The following is a 21,084-nucleotide window of genomic DNA, read 5'->3' on the forward strand; positions in this document are numbered from 1 at the left end:
GTTCACATCGGAACAACGTTCAACGCTTCGCGAACCTTCTCGGGCGAGAGCGTTCGGCGCTGCGTAACCGCCACCGCCGAACCAATGAAGCTCACCAGGCCCCATCCGATCAGCGACAGGAGCGGGGGCACCCACGAGGATCCCACACCCAGAACGCTGGTCTGCAGGCCTCCGGCAAGTTCTCCCAACGGCAGCAGCGCGTTCATTGTAGATAAGGCGTCAGGTGAATCCTGGTAGGGCATCAGCCCGATGAGGGCAACGACCTGCAACGTGAAGAACAGGAGCGAGACGACACGCCCGATCCGGGCACCGCACACTGCCAATAGCATCTGGTGGACCAGGACTGCCACAATTGCGCCGACTATGATCAGTGCACCTGTACCAGCGAGACTGACAGGGGAGACCTTGAACAGCAGCGCTACACAGATCACGCCCAGCACGGAGATTGCCACTACGCCGGACGGGGCGCGCAGCGAATCAATGACCGCCCGAACTGCACCGACTGGACGAGCCAAGACGCGACCGCGAAGGCCCGGCATCATCAAGAATGCACCAAACGCACTGATCCAGATCAGGACTGCAGCGGTAAACGGGAAAGCTGTTCCGATGGTGCTCTGCATCGTGGCATCCTGCTCTGTTTGCACCGGACGCATCGCCATGGACACAATCCGAGTGCGTTCCGCATCTGAATAGACGGGGATTTGCGAGACGCCCTCGTCCAGGCCATCCGCGAGCTGGGACGATCCGTCGCGTAGCTGGTCGATGCCTGTGGAAAGCTGATCGGCTCCGTTTCCGAGCTGTCCGAGTCCGTCTGCCAGTTGGCTGGAGCCGTCAGCCGCTCCCTGGGCTCCCTCGTTGAGCTGGCTAATGCCACCCGAGAAGCGGCCCACTCCAGCCGACAATTGTGCCAAGCCGTCGGCTAGGCGATCGGCTCCGGTGACGAGTCCAGGCTGGCCTTCTGTGCCGTCAAATCCGTCCTGGAGCTGATGCACCCCGTTCTGTAGCTGTGTGACGCCCTGAACGAGGCCTATCGTCGAGTCTGTTCCATTGATGCCATCCGCCATTTGACGCGCTGCACTGGCAAGCTGTTGGGATCCTGTGGCCAGTTGGCTCACCCCTGCGAGTAAACCATCCGGACCGACAATCTGGGCGATGTACTCGTTGTAGTGGTCAACGAAATGTTGCGCGTCGGCAAGGCCGTCCGCGAATTCGTCACTGGAAATCTTCGCCAGGAAATCGTCGAGGGCAGCGAGGGAATCGGTTGCAACCGTGGGCAGGCCATCAATGAAAGGCACAATCAACTGCCCAAACTCCTTCATATCGGCACAGTATTGTGGGAACGTTTCAGCGGGGCATCGATCGATAAGGCCGAGCAGCGAGCTACGTAGCTCGTTAATGACATCCTGATCGGTCATGATTGGTTCAAGCCTGCTGAGCACATCGCGCGCATCCCGAGCCACCTGTTTCATCACATCGACAATTTGCTGAAGATCGATGGTGATCGTTGGCAGGTCAGCAGGATCGAAATCCTCGGGAATGAGGGCACGGATCGTGTCCAACCCGTTGTCAAGTCGCGCGATACCGTCGGCCAGCTGTTCGGTTCCTTCTGCCAGCTGGAGTGAGCCACTGGCCAGCCCCGGCGTCGTACCGTTTCCCAGGATGCCGTCCGCCAGCTGGTCGACGCCGCCGGTCAGACCGGGGGAGGAGGCTGATCCGGCGATTCCGTCGCGCATCTGGTGGATGCCGCCTGACAGTTGTTCCGCACCGGCATGGAGCTGTCCGATACCGCCCGAAAATCCTGCCACACCGCTCTCCAGTGCTGCCGTGCCGTCGGCAAGTTGGGCAAGTCCTCCGGCAAGTTCATAGGTGCCATCCGTGCTCTGGTGGACACCGTCGGCCAGCTGATGGGCACCCTGTCCCAAGGACCCGATACCGGAATCGAGTTGCCTGGCTCCGTTTGCAGCTGCTCCCAGCTGGTCTTTCAGCTGGTCGAATCCCAGATAGACACCGTTGAGAACCTGCGTGCCCAGCGTCTGGCCCAAGGATCGCGCGGCGGCTTCCGTCACCGCATGGGCCAGTTCGTTCATCATAGGTGCAGTCGCATCAGAGCTGGTCAGTGAGACAATGCCGGGATTTGCGTCAGTTTGCCCGATCGTTGCCACCGCTGTCGAGAAGTTTTCCGGAATGGTCACGATTGCAGCAACGTCACCGTTCTTAATTGCGTCGTGCGCACTGTTGACCTGCATCAGCTCCCATTGGAACGTTGCGGTTCCATCGTGCGGTTTGAGCAGTTCGGCGGACAGTTGGCGTCCGAAAGGGACAAATTGGGTTGAGCCGTCGGGCAGCGTCATTTCCGCGCCCTTGTCCAGGTTTACGATCGCCGCTTTCAGGCGTGTAATGTCCGAGCCTGTACTGTTCCCACCGATTGACCACATGGACAACGCGGCGAGCAAGATCGGTACGATGACGGCGACCAGCAATAGGCGTGCATCTCGTAATCGCATTTATGCGTCGCCTCCAATCTTGACGGTCCGTGTGATCACAAAGCCACTGTTGCCGGCCTGAGGTCCCACAATCAGTGCACCTTCTTGTTCCACTGTCGCACTGATGAGCTGGTCTCGCACCTGTTCGGTTACCGGGCAGTCCACGAGTACCAGGTTCTTGTCCGACTCTTTAGCATCCGACGCAATCATGTGGGCCCATGAGGCTCGCAACATGATCGGAATGTTAGCGCGCATCCAGCTGGATCGATCGCGCGCGTCGTTATCGCGCACCACGATAATTCCCTGGTCAGCGCGGATAAGGCCCGCAGCCGCGCACATGAGTGTGCGCACCTGGCTGGGTGGCCCGTCCAGTTGGATGACCTCACCGGGCCAGACAATCAGCTCATCGCACGAGGCCACGGTCTGGCCACCCTCGTCAATGCGGACATCTTCCATGCGCAAGATTGCCGGTCCGTTGACACGTTTCCACTCCATGTGATCGCTGAGGTGATCCATAGCGACGCCCTCGACGTCGACGTGAGGCACCACCCGGTCCAGTGCGCGCGGAAAACACCAGGCTCGCTTACCAAGCACCATCATGACCGCTGGAATGAGCGTCATGCGCACGATGAATGCGTCAATAGCAACGCCAACCGCCAGCGCCAGTGCGATGGGCTGGACGTAGAACGAACCTGAGGGAATGAATCCGAGGAAAACCGACACCATGATCAGCGCTGCAGCCACCACAACAGGTGCGGAAGAGGCGAATCCCTTCTTGACTGCCTGCCGTGCATCCTCGCCGTGAGTCCAGTATTCGCGCATGCGGGTGACGAGGAAGACCTGGTAGTCCATCGCCAGGCCGAAGAGCACACCCAACGCCATGATCGGCATGAAGCAGATGACCGGCCCGGTATTGGAGATGCGCAGCGGTCCGGTGAACCATCCCCACGAAAAGATCATGGACGTAACGCCGAATGCTGCGCCGATCGACAGGAGGTATCCGATCGTTGCGGTCAGCGGCACCCACAGTGACCTGAAGACTACTGTCAGCACAATCAACGCCAGCCCCACCACCAGTGAGGCAAACGGCACCAGCGCATCCGTCAGGCGAGCGGTCACATCCATTCTGGCGGCAACCATGCCGGTCACATGAATATCCTCGACGCCCAGTTCACGCTCCCACGTGTCGGCAGCTTCGCGCAGGTTCTCCAGTGCTTTTTCGGTTGCAGGATCGTTCGACGCGGCCTCGGGGATCGCAATGACGGCAGCAAGGTCAGCGTTCCTGTTCGGGGTGGCTATCTGAATTGACCTGATGCCATCAACCTGTTCAACCCGGTCGGCAAGTTCATCGACCAGACCGAGCGGGTCCTCAGACTGGATGATGCCACCGATGATCAGCAGGGGAGCGTTGGCTCCGTCTCCGAATTCGTTCGCCACCAGCTCGTATGTGTCCCGTGCGGGAGTGCCCACCGGCTCGGTTCCATTGTCGGGAAGGGACAGGCGCAGATCTTTGGCAGGAATGACGACGGCGGACAGGAAAACCAGGACGACACCGATCGTGATCCACGGGCGGGCAGTGATCACTGATACCCACCATTGGGAAGCACTCTGCTTCGAGTGCTTCGCTGCATGTCTGCGAGTCTCTTCCTGACCGGAGCGCCGCGATGCGCGTGCGTGGCGTGGGCGCAGTCGCTCACCCATCAAACCCATCAGAGCCGGGATGGCCGTCACCGCAATCACAGCGGACACGGCCACAGCGGCCGCGGCACATAGACCCATCACTGCCAGGAAGGGGATGCCGGAGACGATCAGACCGCATAGTGCGATCACAACGGTGATGGCGGCGAAGATTACGGCACCACCTGATGTCGCATTGGCCATCGCAATGGAATCAACGACGTTCCAGCCGTGAGCCAGCTGGGAACGATGGCGGGAGACGATAAAAAGACAGTAGTCAATGCCGACCGCCAGACCGATCATGATCGCCAGCGTGGGAGTAGTGGTGGAAATGTCCACCCACTGCGCAACAATGAGTACACCTGTCATCGCGATGCTCACGCCGAGCAGTCCGGTGATCACGGGCAGGACTGCAGGCAGCAGTGCGCGGAAGGTGATCGCAAGGATGATGAGCGCAATGGCCACACCAACCAGTTCAAGAGGGGAGAGGGGCACTGATGTTATCTGGTAGATCTGGCCTCCGACCGATGCCGGCATCCCGGCCTTTGTGCTGTCGGCAGCGACCGTTTCGATAGTGTCCAGTGCGCCGTCGTCATCTTGCCCGAGCGCCAGGTCAAGTTGGACGTTGATCAGGGCGAATCGTCCGTCCGTACTGATTGTGGGAGTGCGCAGCAATTCTGACCACGGGTCGGCTGCCTGAGTGACGTGAGGGACGGCGCTCAACTGATCGACGACGCGCTGCACCTGGTCGCGGTGTGTCTCGATGGGGTAGTCATCAGGAGATTCCACGATGACCTGTGCGGTCAGTCCGGCCAGTTCGGGGAATCGTTCCGAAATAATGTCGAGGCCGTCTTGGGCCTCTGTGCCGGGAATCTTGAAATCATTGGACAGTTGCGGGCCTGCCTGCCACACCCCGATTCCGCCAATCAGCAGGACGGCAATCCACACGAGGAGCGTGCGGATCCCGTGGCGCGCGCAGGCGGCACCTAACTGACGCAGAAAAGTAGACACATTACATTGTCTAACGTTTGAGGAGCTCCTGCAGTGTTATTTACTTCCCAGTGATTGCGAGACAGTGTAACCCGTGTCGCAGTCGGTGATGGCGACGTGAACGATACCGTGCCGATCCACCGTGTACTTTTCTTCGATTAAGGGTCCGTCCTCCGTGCGGCGCACACTCACGGCATGGGGGTCGAGGGCGTCGCCCATATCCTGCAGTTCGCGGGCGAAGGGGAAAATCAGCTCGCCATACGGCAAGACGTCGCCTCGCGGCACGCCTTGGTCGTCGGTTGCAGTGTATTCAACGAAGCGGAACCACCCGATATTGTGAGCGGCACGGTAGCGACGCGTGACGCTGACGGAGTCCTGTGTGGAGACTCTCAGGTGAGCATCCAGCAGAGGATCAAACGACACCATCTGCCCTGACTGCATTTCGCGGAATACGCCGACTCCACGTGAAAGCTGTTCACGCAGGGTGAAGCCGGACTCGGGATCAGCTGCGATGGCCAGGCCGATCGCGGTTGATGCTGCGGTGTGAGGGGAGCGGTGGACACGTCGCCCGAAGCGGCGTCGCAGTTCGCGCAGGACGTGCGGCAGTTGGGACCCACCACCCACGACGTACAATCCCGCAACGTGGGGTCCCAGTTCCTCTCCGCCTTCTGAATCAATGGCGAGCAGCGGCTTCATTGTTTCGACGGTGGAATCGATCAGGTCGATGCAGTGAGCATAGAAGTCCGCGACCGGCACTGTGACATCGCGTGCGCCCACCGTCAATGAGATTCGCCTGGTCTGAGGTGTCAGTGCTTCCTTTGCGTCGCGTGCCTGTTCGAGCAGGTCGTCCATATCGGAGTCGCACAGATCGGCAGAGGTTGCGCCGGCTGCGGCCAGTGCGCACTGGGCGAGTACTTGATCAAAGTCGTCCCCGCCGAGCAGGTTATTGCCGTGTGATCCGAGGATCTCGTGAGAGGTTCCTTCCACGCTGACCAGTGAGGCGTCGAAGGTTCCGCCACCGAGGTCATATACGAGGATCTGTTGCCGGTTGGTCGATAGCGAAGCGCGATGTCGACTGGTGTATTCGAAGCCTGCTGCTGACGGCTCGTTGATCATGGCAAGAGTGGTGAAGCCGGCTGCCCGGAATGCTTCCAGCGTCAGGAAACGTTGTGCCGAGTAGGCGTGGGCGGGAATACCGATGACGGCTTCCAGTGGTTCTTCGTCTGGGATCTGACTCACTGACGAGTTCGTGCGAATTTCGTGGGCCACGTAGGTGAGGAACTCGGTCAGGAGCGTGAGGACGTTGATGTCGCGGCGGTCAACTCGCACCGTTGTTTCGCTCGTGACAGCTGGATCGGAGATCAGGCGTTTGAAGGAGCGCAGATGCGGAGCACCCTGGCGCGCCAGTTCTACCGCGTCGAAGCCGTAGACGCGATGGTCACCGTCAAGCGCCATGAGGGAGGGGATGTATTCACACACGTCGTCGTCGGCGTCACTGAAAGCTACAATAGGGTAGTTGCCTCGATCAGCTGCCGCAACAGTGGTGCGTGTCGTACCGAAATCTACTCCAAGTCTCATATTTCCTACTGTAGTAGTCGATCGGCAGAATTCGAGCGACGCCACATGATGATCACCGACATTGACACCGATAGGTAGGCGGCGATCGCCAGGATGAAGAATTGGTTGGTGTAGGAGGCAAGCGAGTTGACCACAACGAGGTCAATGCCTACCGCCGCGAAGGCGATGCCGAATGGAATCTTGATGGAGGAGCGCTTCGGGAGCATCATGACTCCTGCAACCACGGCAAGCGCACCCGCGATAACGCCGCCGATGACAGCTGCGATTGACAATGTGCCCGTCCAGCCGTCTTGTGTCACATCGGGAACGACCTGGTCGAGCATGGCATGTCCCGATGCGTACGACACGAGGGCAGTCACGGCGCGTGCGACGTCTCCGACCGCCTGAATGAAGAGCAAAACGGCTGCGACGCTCTGGAAGCGAGACGTGGGAACGTTTCTAACCCAGCGTGTCAGGCGTGTGCCGGCGTCAGATCCATCTCCGGGCAGATCATCTGCCAAGTCACTGAGCACGTCGATGAGCAGGTGCTGTGAAGGAGAGGGGTTGAGGTTTCGGGCTTTGTCCAGGTGTTGTGCCATCTGAGCGCGGCGCATAGCCGGAAGGGTGCGATCCACACTCTGTTCGGCAATGTCGAGGGCCAGGTGCAGGTGCGCGGCGGCAGTACTGCGGCTTAGTCGTTGGAGAGCAAGCGCCCCACCAGCTAGCAACACCAAGAAAACGTAAATAATGGTTGCGGCAAGAGGAAAGAAGTAGTCATTATCTTGTGTGATGAATTTGCCGACCTCATCCACGAATAATCCGGCACCGACGCCACCGAGGATCGCACCTGCCCAGGACGCCCAGGAATTCGTCAATACCATCGCGCCGATCAAGCCAATAATGAGCAGCAAGCCGCCCCAGATCGCATGAGCAATGTGAAACACTTCGCCGCCAACTTGGGGATAACCAGTCAGAGCAAGGTAGGCGCGTGTCACAGCGATCGTCAGCGCGCACACCACGCCAAAGACCACAACAAGCGCGGGCGCGTCGGATTTAAAGTAGGGACGCAGTGACAGACCGCGCGGCTGGGTTGTCCCTCGCGTGCGCTGACGTTGAGCGTGGACCGAGCTGCTGACCTCAGGCATGAAGATTTCCTTTCGCCAAGTGAGAGGGGATTTCACGACTTCCCAAATCTGACATAATGTACATTATCGGATTGTGGTGGAGCGTGCGAACCTCTATCAGTTACAATATTCGAGCTCGCACGCATTTAGGAGGATTCATGGCTGATCGCGCCCTTCGCGGTATGCAAATTGGTGCAAAATCGATGGAATCAGAAGAAGGTGTCATCTTCGCCGACCGAGCGACTGCAACATACCTGTGCTCCAACGGCCATAAATTCCAGATTCCATTTTCCACCGAAGCGAATCCTCCGGCGACGTGGGAATGCAAATGCGGCGCCACCGCTGAAATTATCGGCGAAGAAGGCGAAGAGGAAGAACAGAAACCAGCCAAACCGGTTCGCACGCACTGGGATATGCTGCGCGAGCGCCGATCCCTTGAAGAACTCGACGTTGTCCTGAACGAGCAGCTCGAACTGCTGCGCTCGGGCCGTTTGCGTCCAGAAGGCGCCTACCGAAAGAATTAACGTCGCCGCACGCTGATGAGTGCGCGCACCACGGCGCAGATGGTGACAACTCCCCCTCCACACATTATTCCGACTGACGGAATTATGCCGAGTCTGGCTGCCCACGTCAGTGATGTACGCAACGGCAGCTGCGCCACCATGTGATCTGCAGTCTGTTTCACTGTCTGGCGCACGATCGTGCCATCAGGGCGCACAATCATCGAGACACCATTGGTGGAGGCCTGGATTCCCGATCGGCCGTACTCCATTGCTCGAAAACGCAGCATCTGAGCCTGCTGAGTGGACTCAGCTGAATACCGAAAATGGTAGTTATTCGTTGGAATGGCAATGATCTGACCGCCTCGATCCACACCGTCTCGAATCAGATCCTCATAAGCCACCTCGAAGCAGATTCCCATCACGAAAGGCACCTCGCGCCCATCGTTGAGCGTCACGGACAGCAGGCTCGGATTATCGACCGCAACCATGTCGACGTTGACCTGAGCTGCCTCGGTAGCCAGTTTTGAAATAAAGGAGCGCCACGGAATGTATTCACCAAACGGCACGGGGTGCTGCTTACCGTAAAGCTGATCGCTCAGACCCGAATCCGGGTACCACCAGCCAACCAGATTCGTGCGCGTATTGTCCTGACTGTCATACCCGTTGAAGCCGACCAGAATCGGAACGCCGAGCGCATCGACTGCTTCATCGACCAGGTTCGCTACGCCTGAATTGGCACGAGGATCGCGATCGGCTGCCGTCTCACCCCACACAGCCACATCCACCGCGTCGCCTTCCTCGGCCATTCGCAGCGTTTCGCGCGTGTGATTGCCAGTAACTTTCAGCGGCACGCTGTACGTCGCATTGCCCGGGATTTCAACGTTGCCCTGGACGACACCCACGCGAATCGATCCGGCTTCCTGCGCATTCGGTAGTGTGATCGCCAGCGGCAGGCACGCCAGCGCAGCCGCCAGCACCAGCATCAACGGTCTGTTCCACCAGTGCTCATCCGAGCGCGTTCTCAGGAGCGAAAATGTGCGCCGCAGCAGCACTGCGAGCATCATAGTGACTGCACTGACCAGCACTTCCCCACCCCACGGCGCGAGCTTTCCCCACGGAGCATCGACCATCGCATACGCCGTCTTGCCCCACGGGAAACCGCCAAATGGCACGGTTGAACGCAGCTGTTCGACCGCGACCCACAGAACGGCCCACGACAATGTCTGTCCCCACCAGGTGCGCACCCACACCAGTGCCCTGCTGATCGCAGCGCACCACGCCCAGATGCACAATGCAATGATCTGCGTGGCTGACAGTGTCACCCACGGCAACCAGCCGCCTGTTGCGATGGATGACCAGTGGATGTGCGGTAGCCAGAAAAGCGCGCCGACCAACGTTGCGTACCACATGCCTCGTCCAGTCGACGACCGATCGACGAGGGCGACTAGAAATGCCAGCCCGATGACGAAAAGCGGCCACCATCCCACATCCGGGAATGCCGCCCACAGACATACGCCGCTGATCGCGGCACACGGATAATCCAGCCATCTGCGCCGCGGGGGAAGTTTCAGTTTCAAACGGTCGACCATTCCACCACTCCATGTACGAGCATCCGTCGAGCGTCCCGGGCGCGTGTGGCCAGGCCACCCTGATCAACGTGCGAGAGCTGGTCGAGCAGATCCATCACCTGTCGCACCCAGCGCACAAAATCGCCGCCCGACAGGTCAGCTACTTGCAGTGCAGTGGTCAGCGACGCACCGTGCGCCCACGCATGCATAGCACCGACCAGCGAGATATCCGGCGGAGGAGTGGGTGTAGCTCCCGCAGACGTTTCTGCCTGCTGGATCTCCTGGCTGGCACGCCACGTTGCATCCAGTGCACGAGCGATCGCTGAATTGGCGCCACCAGGAATTGACGTGTCGGGATTGTTTTCCGCACGCGCCTCATACACGCAGGTGGAGACCACCGCTGCCAATTCAGCCGGATCTAGGTCGTCCCACGCCCCACATCGCACGGCGTGAACGACCAACAGATCCCGCTCACCAAACACGCGTCGCAGCTGTTGTCCCGCCGTTGTCACACGGTCGCCGTCAAGGAAGCCGAGGGATTCGAGCACCGCACACACACGGTCAAACTCCTTCGCGACCGTGTCGGTGCGCTCATTGATACGTTCAACCGTTCGCAGGTACTCCTTGCGAGCACGTGCCCATTCATGCCCCATCGCTGCATGCGACTCGCGCTGCGGGCAACGGTGAACCGGATGGTGACGAATTTCGTCTCTCATATATGCAATAGTGGGATCGTCACGGTGGGCTGACCGACGCGGTGCATCCAGTGCGCCTGAGCGTACACGGCGGCGAATTTCGCCGGCCACCTTCTCGCGCACCACACGTTTGCGCAGGTCACGTCCCATCGGGATTTTCATACTTCCAACCACGGCAAAGGCACGCATTTTCTGCGAAATAATCACATCGTGAATCTTCATATCCGTGCCGATTACGTCGATTCGCGGTGCTCGCCCCTCGTCGGCAGGCCGGATCACCACCCCATAGCGGGTCGCTCGCCCGGGCTGGTAGGCGACGATATCTCCGCGGCGCGCCCGGCGCAGATCCTTTTCCATGTCCTGCCGCACTACTGCCGACCGCGCCCTCGCCGAGGATTTCTCCAAACCGGACAGCTCTTCACGCAACTGGAAGTACTCCAGGGCATCGCCGTATTCACACTTGACGTGCGAGGCGACCTCATCCATATGTTTCTTCACCCGCGCAGCTTCGCGCGCAAATTCGACGACTCCGCGGTCGGCCTGGAACTGGGCGAATGAGGACTCGAGCACTTCGCGCGTCGACGCGCGAGAGGACCGTGCCAGCAGGTTCACCACCATGTTGTACGTTGGTCTGAAGGCACTGATCAGCGGGTAGGTTCGTTTCGACGCGAGCGATGCAACCTCTTCAGGCTCAACGCGTCCCTGGTAAAGCACCACTGCGTGGCCCTCACGGTCAATGCCGCGCCTGCCGGCACGTCCCGTCAACTGCGTGTACTCCCCCGCCGACAGTTGAACGTGCGCAACGCCGTTCCACTTCTGCAAGGATTCGATGACAACTGTCCGGGCGGGCATGTTGATTCCCAGCGCCAGCGTCTCGGTGGCATAGACCGCTTTAATTAAACCGCGAGTAAATAACCGTTCCACCGTCTCCTTCATGACGGGAAGCATTCCGGCATGGTGAGCCGCTATCCCTCGCTCCAGAGCGCTCGCCCATCGATGCAGCCCCAGCACGACATGGTCAGTGACAGGAATCTGCTCCATTGCCTCATCGACCGCATCCCTGATCTGGCGCGCTTCTTCCGGAGTTGTCAGCACCAACGGTGAGGCAGCTACCTGCTGTACCGCATCGTCACACGCAGCCCGAGAAAAGATGAACACAATTGCCGGCAGCAGGTGGGCCCGCTGCAGTGTCATCAGCACGCCGGCTCGACTTTCGCGGCGCTGCAGCCTGCCTCGTCGATTATGCTGCAAACCTCGGCCACTACCCGGTTGCGAGCTGCGGGCAATTTCATACCTGAGCTGCGGATTCACACCCGCCCGGCGGCTCGACCCCGGCGCGTACAGATCAAACAGGTGCGAATTGGCAATCATGTGCTGGTACAGGGGAACAGGGCGTTTTTCGGAGACGATCACGCGACATGTGCCACGCACCTGCTGCATCCACGCGCCGAACTCTTCGGCATTCGACACCGTGGCCGACAGCGCAATCACACTGACACGCTGCGGCAGGTGGATCATCACTTCTTCCCACACCGGGCCGCGGAAACGGTCAGCCAGGTAGTGAACCTCGTCCATGACTACGTGCGTCAGATCATCGAGCGGCGCACCCGCATAAATCATGTTCCGTAGAACCTCAGTGGTCATCACGACCACTGGAGCACCCGGATTGATGGACGTATCACCGGTGAGCAGACCCACCGATTCTGCCCCGAACCGCTTTTGGAAATCCATGAACTTCTGGTTGGACAGGGCTTTGATCGGGGTGGTGTAAAACGCGCGGGTTCCACGCTCAACAGCCAGATAGGTGGCGAATTCGCCGACAACAGTCTTTCCTGCTCCGGTCGGCGCGGCCACCAGCACAGACTCGCCACCCTCAACAGCTTCAAGCGCTTCCCACTGAAAATCATCAAGCGAAAACCCAAGCGAGTCGGCGAATGCACTGCGCGCACTCGAATCGACGGCGCGCTGAGCCTTGGCAGCCTCGAAGCGTTCAGCCGGACTCATCTGATCCATTTCGCGGGTTGGTTCGCCTTCCTCGCGGACGCGGCAGCGTCTTTTCGGTGACATGCTCGCTTACTCCCCTACTTCCCCATCGCCCACACGTTGCGGGCCCGGCGCGCCACGCGCGCAGCACGTTCTTTCCATTCGGAGGGCACAACCTGCACAACATGTGGGGCAATGTCGATCAGGAAGTGAGTCACCCATTCCTCGTCCCACACTGGCACATCGACACTGAATTCGCTGCCCGAGTCACTCACGACGCTCAGCGGCACGGCGTCAAGAATCCATCGTGCCTCGCTCGTACACGTCATACGCACCATTGCCGAGGGGGACCCATCCGCTGCTGCAGGGTGTGTCACCGGCTGATCGCTGACCCTGATATCGCGCATACGGTCTATCCGAAATGTCCGCTCAGCTGCAGCGTCGTGATCCCAGCCGGTCACTGTCCAGCCGGTTTCGAAACGCTTGATGTTCCACGGGTCAATGGCGCGCTCGCGGTCATGGTCGTCATGCGGGTAGGTGAATCTCACCGCTACTTGGGCAGACAGCGCGCTCAAAATGTCATCGATTCGGGCCTGGTCGCTTCCGGAGGGCGAATAGACCAGGGATTCTTCAAAGGTCTGCGCGCCACGTGTCACCGCCAGCGCCGTGTGCATGACGTGATCGTGCAGGTCAGGACCCAGGATCGGTGTGAGGACCTGCAACCCCACAATGATCAGTGCTGCTTCCTCTTCGGTCAGCCTGGGCGGGACGTCTGCGCCGAGCGTCGAATGCATGGCGACGCGTTCTTCACGCGCGTACAGATCCCAGTCAATTTCCAGCGAGGCCCCCGGCAGGGAGTCGCGCACACTGCCCAGCACTTCGATGTCGCGTTGGACCTGCTTGCGTGTGCGACCAAAGTGCTCGGCAATGTCGTTGACCAAGGATCCAGGATGATCACCGATCCAGGCGACCAGTGACAGCAAACGCGCGGCGGCTACTTCTGTGCGTTCAGGCATCGTCACACCCCCAGCCAGCAGCGGCGTCCAGTCGCGTCATGATCGCTTCGCGCAGCCATTCAGGTGAACGCACCACTACGTGTGAAACGTGTGCGAGGATCGCGCTTATCCATTCGCTGCGTTCGGCGGCCTGTCCGCGATACAGCATCCATCCGTCAGCAACACTCACCTCGCCCTCGCAGCTGCGGGCGCCCTCGGCACGGCACATATCTCGCACTGCCTGCGCCTGTCCGTCTTGAATTGCCAGGGTGGGCGAAACCATGAGGCGTTCGAATGGGTCGCCCACATTGTCCGGGATAGGGCCGGCGTCTCCGGGTTCTCCCAGCAGCGTGACGCCTGACGTTATGCGGGAGGTACGGAAGAGCCGTGGTTCGTCGCAATCCAAATCCAATCCCCACACGTACAGGCCGCGTCCTCGCATGATGATGCGCCACGGTTCGATTGCGCGCTCTGAAACGCGGGTGGATTCGTACATGAATGTGATCGGTTGGCGGTTGCGGATCGCGGTGAGAATATCGACGATCATGTGAGCGCCCGATAATCCGACGCTGAGCGGTGCACACGGTTTTTCTGCACCATCGCTGAGGGCACGCAGTTTCGTGGTCAGCATTGCGCCGCGCTCGGCTCCATCCTGCTCGTTCCACGCGCCCAACGCCATGTTGATCAGCGCGCCGTCCACTGCGTCGAACGTGGCGCGACGGTCAGCAAATGAGTCCGGCGAAATCGCATATCGCTCTCCGTGACGGCCGGGCGTGACGGTCATGATGATGCCAATGTCACGAAGAGCGTCCTTGTCGCGTTGGAAGGCGGAACTGAAGGCTTCTTCTGACAGATTTCGATAGCCTTCCAGCCTCCAGATCTGATCGCGTGTGCGCCCCACATCGGACGTGAGTAACTCAAAGAACGTGTTGAGAACACGGACGTTCGTTGATGACATACTCACTGTTTCAGCCTAGCGGATTGAGTCGCGCCGACATGACGTGGCGGATGGCGTGTGCAGGGTGCGGGGCGCGCGTGAACCGTATGAACGATATCCTCATTCGAACACCCCGCGGGGCGCTGCGATCTGAACCATATGGTTCCCTATCAGATCGGCGGGCTGCCCGGGCACACCAATATGGGCACCCTCGGGCCCCTGCCGTGGCCGGATCGACGCTGTTCAGATACGTGAAGCAGCCAGTTTGGTCACGATGATGGCGCGCGCGCCCTCCGCGTAGAGACGGTCCATCACCGAGTTGATGTTCTCTGCCTTTACCATGACGCGCACGGCGAGCCACTCGGTATTCATCAGGGGCGAAATGGTTGGGGAATTCAGGCCCGGCGTAATCGCAATCGCGGCGTTCAGGTCGCGCTCACGCACGTTGTAGTCGACCAAGACATACGAGCGTGCAACCAGGACGCCTTCCAGGCGTCGGTCGAGCGTCGCAAGCGCTGCGTTATCCCGCATGTCCTCACGGGCAATCAGCAGGGCCTCCGATTGCATCAGAGGGTCACCGAACACTTCCAGGCCGGCTGCGCGAAGCGTACCACCTGTTTCGACGACATCCGCGATCAGGTCGGCAACGCCCAGACGAACTGAGGATTCCACTGCACCGTCAAGGTGGACAACTTCGGCATCGATACCGGCCTCATTCAAGTAATCTCGCACGAGTTTGTCATAAGAGGTCGCAATGCGGCGCCCTTGTATGTCCTCCAGTGACGTGAACTCACCGGCTGGTCCCGCGAAGCGGAAGGTTGAACGGGCAAATCCGAGCGCCCGATGCTCCACCGCGCCCGAAGGCGAATCGCGCAGCAAGTCACGCCCGGTGATACCGACGTGAATCGTGCCATGACCAACGTGGACCGCAATATCGCGCGGACGCAAGAAGAAAAACTCGACATCGTTCGCGTGGTCGCTGATCACCAGTTCACGGCCGCGGCGGTGCAGCTGATAGCCCGCCTCGGTGAGCATCGTGATAGCAGGTTCGGACAGTGAGCCCTTGTTGGGCACGGCAATTCGTAGCATGGTGAGTCCTTCGCAGGTGCGGTGCTGTGAGCTTACAGGTGCTTGTAGACGTCTTCGAGCGTCAAGCCCTTCTTGATCATCATGACCTGAGCATGATAGAGCAGCTGAGAGATTTCGAGCGCCAGGTCGTCGTCGGTTTCATATTCGGCTGCCATCCACACTTCAGCCGCTTCCTCGACGACCTTTTTGCCGATGGCGTGGACGCCGCGGTCAAGTTCAGCGACCGTTCCAGATCCCTCAGGACGTGTCTGGGCCTTCTCGGTCAGTTCTGCAAACAGTTCATCAAATGTAGTCACACGATCACATTACTCGAGCAATCAGCGGCTTGCGAACTCGTTCGTCACCGCGGCGTCAACATCGGGAGCCTGCGTGAGCACACCTGCAGTGTCATACAGGAATTGTCCCATCTTGTTCCATCTGTCGAGATCCTGCTTGCCGCTGGCGGCTCCGTTCCCTGTCGTCATCAGCTTGATCGTGGCTTCGAGTACTGCTCGGGCACCCTCGAACGATGCCGGATCGTTCAGCGTGTCATCGTATTTCTTCGTCACCTCCAAAGCGTGCTGAGGATTATCGGCCGCTCGCTCAATCCCCTGCGTCGTACCGTCCACGATGGCACGCGCCGCATCAGGATGTGCGTCAACCCATTCGCGGGTGCTCACCAGCGTGGCGGACACCAACGGTAAAGCGTCTTGGTCGACGTCAAGGGCGCGCACCTTCATACCATCGAGCCCGAAACGGACCATCTCGTTGTTCGTGAAGACGACGACTGCGTCGACCTGGCCAGCCGCCAGGGCAGCCTGCTGCGTGAAGCCGATCGACACGACGTTGACATCCTGCGTGCTCAACCCAGCGTTGTTCAGGATTGCGAGCAGGCCCAGCCAGTTGGAACCGAATTCGCCGGGGATACCGATACTGTGTCCGCGCAGGTCGTCAATGGAGTCAATGTCGGATTCTTCTGGGACGGCGACAACCACCGGGTAGGTGTGGTAGTAGGAGCCAATGGCAACCACATCCATTCCCTGATCACGAGCCTGCAGTACCTCATCACCCGAGGCAAGCACGACATCTTCTTCACCGGCTGTCAGAGCGGTGAACAGTCCTTCATCGGCGCCGTGATGGCGCAGCGTGACGTTCGCTCCCGCATTCGCGTATACCGCGTCTTCCTCGGCAATGTATGTGGGCGCGAACTGAACGTTGGGAATGTAAGTCAGCCCGAGCGTGACGTCAGTGGGCTCCTGCAAGTCAACTTCGCTTTGGGCATTAGCGGCCGGCGAGGGCGACTCGGAGGAGCTGCAGCCACATAAGGTCAGAGCGCTCGCCGCTACCACTAGTGTTGTCAAAGCGCGTATGCCACGTGCCATCAGTAATCCTTCTTTCATCTTGTCAACTGCGGTTATACCGCTTTTCAATCCGGTAGATAACGATGTAAATGCTCATTGCCAACACGCAGAGCACAACGATGGAGACGAACATTCCGGGCGTGTCCATGTTTTGGCGTTGCTGGACAAGAATGCCGCCCATACCGTTGCCCCCCATGACCATCTCCCCCACCACGGCACCGGTCACCGACAGGGTGAAACCGTTGCGCAGACCGGCCAGGATTGATGGTGCCGCCATTGGCGCTTCAATTTGGCGCAGCATTATCCACCCTGACGCGCCGTCCAGTGAAGCAGCTTCCAGTACGTCCTGGTCAAGGTGACGCAGTCCGACAACGGTGGACACGAGAATCGGGAAAAAGACCATGATCGCGCACAGGGCAATCACTGGGGCCAAGCCAAAGCCGACCCACAGGACCAGCAGGGGTGCCAGTGCGATCGCCGGGATCGCCTGGGTTGCACCCAGGAACGGCTCGACTGCTGCGCGGAACCAATTCACTTTGTAGATCGCGTACGCCAGTGGCAACGCCACAAGGGCACCCGTCGCACAGCCGAGCACTGCTTCGCCTGCGGTGATCAGCACTCGTTGCCACATCCAGGGCTGTGTGAGCAATACCTGTGCTCGCTGAAGGACTTGTGCGGGGCTGGGCAGTCGCCACGGTTCGAGTGAAAAAACAGTGGTGGCCAACGCCCATACGGTCATGATCAACAGGAGGAAAATGAGGGGTGCGCACACGTTCATCACGCTGCTGATTCCTCGAGCGCCGCGTCGCTGGCTCTGGCTGGTTGCCACCTGTTCGTGTCCTCCGCGCACCGGGGGCTCACGCAGCACAAATGACGAGCGCGTCCGAACGCGCGGTCACGCTTCCTGTGCTCCTCCCATCCGGACTTTCACCGTCGGTACCGGAGTTTCACCGGTTCAGCCACGCGTATGAACGCGCGGGTCGCGGACTCTCACCGCCGGTTCGGACTTACACCGACCCCGGAGCATGTGGCAATTATGGCACGCCAACTGGGAAAAGGAAAACTAGATTCCTCAGCTCAGTGACAGTGCGAACCGGCAAGTTCGCGCAACGTCGCAATCTCCGTGTATGCATCCTCTGCCTTGAAAATCGCCGACCCGGCAACGAAGTTCGTGGCACCAGCCTGTGCGCACTGTTCAATCGTCTGGCGTGACACGCCACCGTCAACCTGAATCGACACGGGCAGGTCAGCCGACCTAATCGCATCACGAGTGCGGCGAATCTTGGGCAGCATTGACTCAAGGAACTTCTGACCACCGAATCCCGGCTCGACCGTCATGATGAGGATCATGTCGAATTCGGACAAGATATCGACGAATGGTGCAATGTCAGTTGCCGGGCGCAGCCCCAGGCCCACACGCGCACCCTGGTGTCGGATCTCGCGCGCAAGCCGAATCGGTGCCGCTGCAGCTTCGACATGGAATGTCACCGACTCACAGCCAGCCTCAGCGTAGGCCGGCGCCCACCGGTCAGGATCCTCGATCATCAGGTGCGCGTCCACCGGCAGGATGCCGGTCTTCACGCAGGCTTCTACAACCGGAAGGCCCCACGTCAGGTTGGGCACAAAGTGATTGTCCATCACGTCAACGTGAGCAATGTCAGCTGAGGAAATCGATTCGAGCTGGCCATGCAGATCAGCAATATCGCAATTGAGAATCGACGGCGAAATAGTCAGATGCATGCTCTCAGGATACCCGTTTCATCAGAGCCATAAACATCGCATCGGTGTCATCACGATGCGGCCACAACTGCAGGGTCGGTCCGTCAGCGCTCAACGGCTCAGGCGAGATACCCGCAGCAACCGGCACAGCATCGATCAGTTCCACGCGTCCCGACTCGCTCAGGCGTCGGACCTGGTCAACAGTTTCCGCACGATGCGGCGAACAGGTGACATACGCAACCACTCCCCCAACGCGAACCAGATCAACAGCCCGGTCCAATAAGTCACGTTGAAGCGCAACCAGATCCGCCAGGTCCCCCTCGGACCTGTGCCAGCGTGACTCCGGGCGACGGCGAAGTGACCCCAGGCCCGTACATGGCGCGTCGACCAGGACGCGATCGAATGAGCCAAGCTGCCACGGTGTTCCCTGCCCGCCGAGCGTGCGCCCATCAGCGGAAATGACCTCGACGTTGGTCAGGCGGGCGGTTGCGCGCTCAACGAGGCGTGCGCGGTGAGTGTGGACTTCGTTTGCCAACAGGTGTGCCCCTCGCTCGGCTCCCTCAGCCGCCAGCAGCGCGGCCTTCCCGCCCGGACCAGCGCACAGGTCAAGCCATGCGGTGTCCGACCCTTCGATCGGCGCGGCGGCAGTGACGAGGGCGGCCAGCTGGGAACCTTCATCCTGCGCACCGGCCAGTCCGCGTCGAACAGAGCCGATGCGTGCCGGGTCGCCCGACTCCAGGACAACAGCAAGCGGCGAACGCGTGCCGGGAGCTACCCGCGTGTGGCATGCATCAATCGCTTCATCAGCCAGGTCCTCCACGTCAATCAGACCCGGGCGGGCAACTAGAGTCACCAGTGGTGCCTCATTATTGGCAGCCAGTGTTTCTTCCAGCTCATCCTTGGAGCAGCCATGAGCTGTCAGGGCGTCGCCCAGTGCCGAAACAATCCAAGTCGGGTGTGAATAACGCACAGCCAGGCGTTCGACCGGATTCTCGATTGCGTCAATGTCCGCGTCGATCTGATCAGCGCCGGTGCGGATAATGGAGCGCAAAACAGCATTGACCATCTTCGCCGGACCGTCAGTGAGGACTTCGCGAGCAAGGTCAACGGTTGCGGCGACGGCCGCATGGTCCGGCACGCGCATGTTGAGGATCTGGTGGGCTCCCATGCGAAGCACCGTGCGCAACGATGGATCGAGCTGGTCGACCGGACGTGTCGAATGGGCGTTGATGATCCAGTCGAGGCGGCCCTGTGCGCGCGTTGTGCCGTAGACCAGTTCAGCGGTAAATGCCGCATCACGCCCGTCGAAGGATGCGAAGTCCTCTTTCGCAGCGCGCAGAGCTTTAGGTAGTGCAAGGTTCGCGAACGCGCCGTCCTGCTCGATCAAATCAAGGACCTCAAACGCGACGAGCCGGGCAGGGTCAACGTTGCGTTTCGCCCGATAACCATCCGCATATCGTCCTGTTGCCATCTCACTCCTCCGTTGCCATAACGCCGACACGTTCCTCGCCGCTAAGGCGTGCCCCACGCGCCCAGGCCGCTGCGTCCATCCAGCCTTTACCTGCTGGTGCGACCTGGCCCAGTCTGACGCACGCGTCAGCGCACCCGACCATGACCTCATGCTTTGTCACCTGCAGCAGACCCGTGCCGGGTGTGGGCTGATCGATCGGTTCAGCTCCTGCAATCTTGAGGCGCTTCCCGTCAGACAGAACAGTCCATGCGCCTGGGTTCGGAGTGAAGGCGCGGATGTGACGCGACACCTCTGCCGCGCTCTGGGTGAAATCAATGAATCCCTGGGCGGGGGTGAGCATGTGAGCATAGGTGACACCATCTGTATCCTGCACGTGTGCTGATGCGCGTCCGTCAGCCAGTGCATCCACCGTGGCCACCATCTGGTCGGCTCCGAGACGTCCCATTCGTTCCAGCAGTTCCCCGGCAGTTTCAGACGGGTCGATCGTGACCGGCAGGCGCGAAAAAACCGGCCCGGTGTCCAGGCCGTCTTCCAGCTGGAAGATACTCGACGCCGTTCGTGCATCACCCGACCAAATCGCATACTGGACCGGGGCAGCTCCGCGCCAGCGCGGCAAATCCGAGAAGTGCAGGTTAACCCACCCCAACCGCGGCATTGTTAAGACAGCAGGCGGAATGATCGCGCCGAATGCAACAACGACGCCAAGGTCGGCGTCATAAGCATCAATGTCGCGCTGAAGCGACGGATCGGTAAAACGTGACGACTCGATCAGCTCGAGGCCATGGTCAACCGCGTATTGCGCGACAGGTGATGGGAAGGTTTTCTTGCCTCTGCCCCGTCGAGCCGGCGGACGAGTGATGACCGCGACCACGTCATGTTTCGAATCGTTCAACGCCGACAGGGTGGGCACAGCGACGTCAGGAGTTCCAGCAAAAATAATGCGCACAGCTATA

16 protein-coding genes and 1 riboswitch are annotated in these 21,084 nt (G+C 60.0%); of the genes, 1 reads left to right on the forward strand and 15 read right to left on the reverse strand.

The window, feature by feature from the left end; genetic code table 11:
• Window positions 1–2: 2 nt before the first annotated feature.
• The 4 genes from AC1DA5_RS03960 to AC1DA5_RS03975 are packed head-to-tail and all read right to left on the reverse strand — an operon-like array spanning window position 3 to window position 7,852.
• Window positions 3–2,504: a YhgE/Pip domain-containing protein gene (locus tag AC1DA5_RS03960; RefSeq protein ID WP_480289297.1), complete on the reverse strand. Its 2,502-nt coding sequence runs from the start codon at window positions 2,502–2,504 to the stop codon at window positions 3–5.
• Window positions 2,505–5,171, reverse strand: a complete 2,667-nt coding sequence (locus AC1DA5_RS03965; protein ID WP_480289299.1) for an MMPL family transporter — start codon at window positions 5,169–5,171, stop codon at window positions 2,505–2,507.
• Window positions 5,172–5,207: 36 nt separating this feature from the next.
• Window positions 5,208–6,728: an Hsp70 family protein gene (locus AC1DA5_RS03970; RefSeq protein ID WP_480289301.1), complete on the reverse strand. Its 1,521-nt coding sequence runs from the start codon at window positions 6,726–6,728 to the stop codon at window positions 5,208–5,210.
• A gap of 5 nt (window positions 6,729–6,733) precedes the next feature.
• Window positions 6,734–7,852 (reverse strand): hypothetical protein, encoded by a 1,119-nt coding sequence (locus tag AC1DA5_RS03975; protein ID WP_480289302.1) that lies wholly within the window; start codon window positions 7,850–7,852, stop codon window positions 6,734–6,736.
• Window positions 7,853–7,989: 137 nt separating this feature from the next.
• On the opposite strand from AC1DA5_RS03975, the gene AC1DA5_RS03980 reads away from it, so the two are divergent.
• A complete protein-coding gene (locus tag AC1DA5_RS03980) occupies window positions 7,990–8,355 on the forward strand; it encodes an RNA polymerase-binding protein RbpA (protein WP_058236755.1) in 366 nt (121 codons plus the stop codon).
• Here AC1DA5_RS03980 and lnt read toward each other — a convergent pair.
• From lnt to fmt, 11 genes are all read right to left on the reverse strand, one after another.
• A complete protein-coding gene (lnt, locus tag AC1DA5_RS03985) occupies window positions 8,352–9,923 on the reverse strand; it encodes an apolipoprotein N-acyltransferase (RefSeq protein ID WP_058236756.1) in 1,572 nt (523 codons plus the stop codon). The two genes, AC1DA5_RS03980 and lnt, sit on opposite strands and share 4 nt — an antisense overlap.
• On the reverse strand, window positions 9,908–12,664 hold the full coding sequence (locus tag AC1DA5_RS03990) for a DEAD/DEAH box helicase (RefSeq protein WP_092648613.1): 2,757 nt from the start codon (window positions 12,662–12,664) through the stop codon (window positions 9,908–9,910). The genes lnt and AC1DA5_RS03990 overlap by 16 nt, the downstream gene beginning before the upstream one ends.
• Before the next feature lie 14 nt (window positions 12,665–12,678).
• Entirely contained in the window at window positions 12,679–13,596 is a 918-nt protein-coding gene (locus tag AC1DA5_RS03995; RefSeq protein ID WP_092648614.1) for a helix-turn-helix transcriptional regulator, read from the reverse strand.
• The gene (locus tag AC1DA5_RS04000; RefSeq protein WP_092648615.1) at window positions 13,589–14,533 is read right to left on the reverse strand and encodes a helix-turn-helix transcriptional regulator; all 945 of its coding nucleotides are present in this window, start codon (window positions 14,531–14,533) and stop codon (window positions 13,589–13,591) included. The genes AC1DA5_RS03995 and AC1DA5_RS04000 overlap by 8 nt, the downstream gene beginning before the upstream one ends.
• Before the next feature lie 222 nt (window positions 14,534–14,755).
• A complete protein-coding gene (gene hisG / locus AC1DA5_RS04005) occupies window positions 14,756–15,601 on the reverse strand; it encodes an ATP phosphoribosyltransferase (RefSeq protein WP_092648616.1) in 846 nt (281 codons plus the stop codon).
• Window positions 15,602–15,633: 32 nt separating this feature from the next.
• Window positions 15,634–15,897, reverse strand: coding sequence for a phosphoribosyl-ATP diphosphatase (locus tag AC1DA5_RS04010; protein WP_058236761.1), 264 nt, complete (start codon window positions 15,895–15,897; stop codon window positions 15,634–15,636).
• A gap of 21 nt (window positions 15,898–15,918) precedes the next feature.
• On the reverse strand, window positions 15,919–16,962 hold the full coding sequence (locus AC1DA5_RS04015) for an ABC transporter substrate-binding protein (protein ID WP_157886355.1): 1,044 nt from the start codon (window positions 16,960–16,962) through the stop codon (window positions 15,919–15,921).
• Window positions 16,963–16,984: 22 nt separating this feature from the next.
• Window positions 16,985–17,719, reverse strand: a complete 735-nt coding sequence (locus tag AC1DA5_RS04020) for an ABC transporter permease (protein WP_092649105.1) — start codon at window positions 17,717–17,719, stop codon at window positions 16,985–16,987.
• A gap of 125 nt (window positions 17,720–17,844) precedes the next feature.
• A riboswitch (FMN riboswitch) is annotated at window positions 17,845–17,971 on the reverse strand.
• Window positions 17,972–18,018: 47 nt separating this feature from the next.
• Complete coding sequence (rpe, locus tag AC1DA5_RS04025) at window positions 18,019–18,681, reverse strand: ribulose-phosphate 3-epimerase (RefSeq protein WP_058236763.1); 663 nt, start codon at window positions 18,679–18,681, stop codon at window positions 18,019–18,021.
• Window positions 18,682–18,685: 4 nt separating this feature from the next.
• Window positions 18,686–20,131 (reverse strand): transcription antitermination factor NusB, encoded by a 1,446-nt coding sequence (locus tag AC1DA5_RS04030; RefSeq protein WP_070727283.1) that lies wholly within the window; start codon window positions 20,129–20,131, stop codon window positions 18,686–18,688.
• A gap of 1 nt (window position 20,132) precedes the next feature.
• The gene (fmt, locus tag AC1DA5_RS04035; protein ID WP_070727285.1) at window positions 20,133–21,077 is read right to left on the reverse strand and encodes a methionyl-tRNA formyltransferase; all 945 of its coding nucleotides are present in this window, start codon (window positions 21,075–21,077) and stop codon (window positions 20,133–20,135) included.
• Window positions 21,078–21,084: the final 7 nt, after the last annotated feature.

This window comes from Pauljensenia sp. C0254C2 (assembly GCF_056583835.1).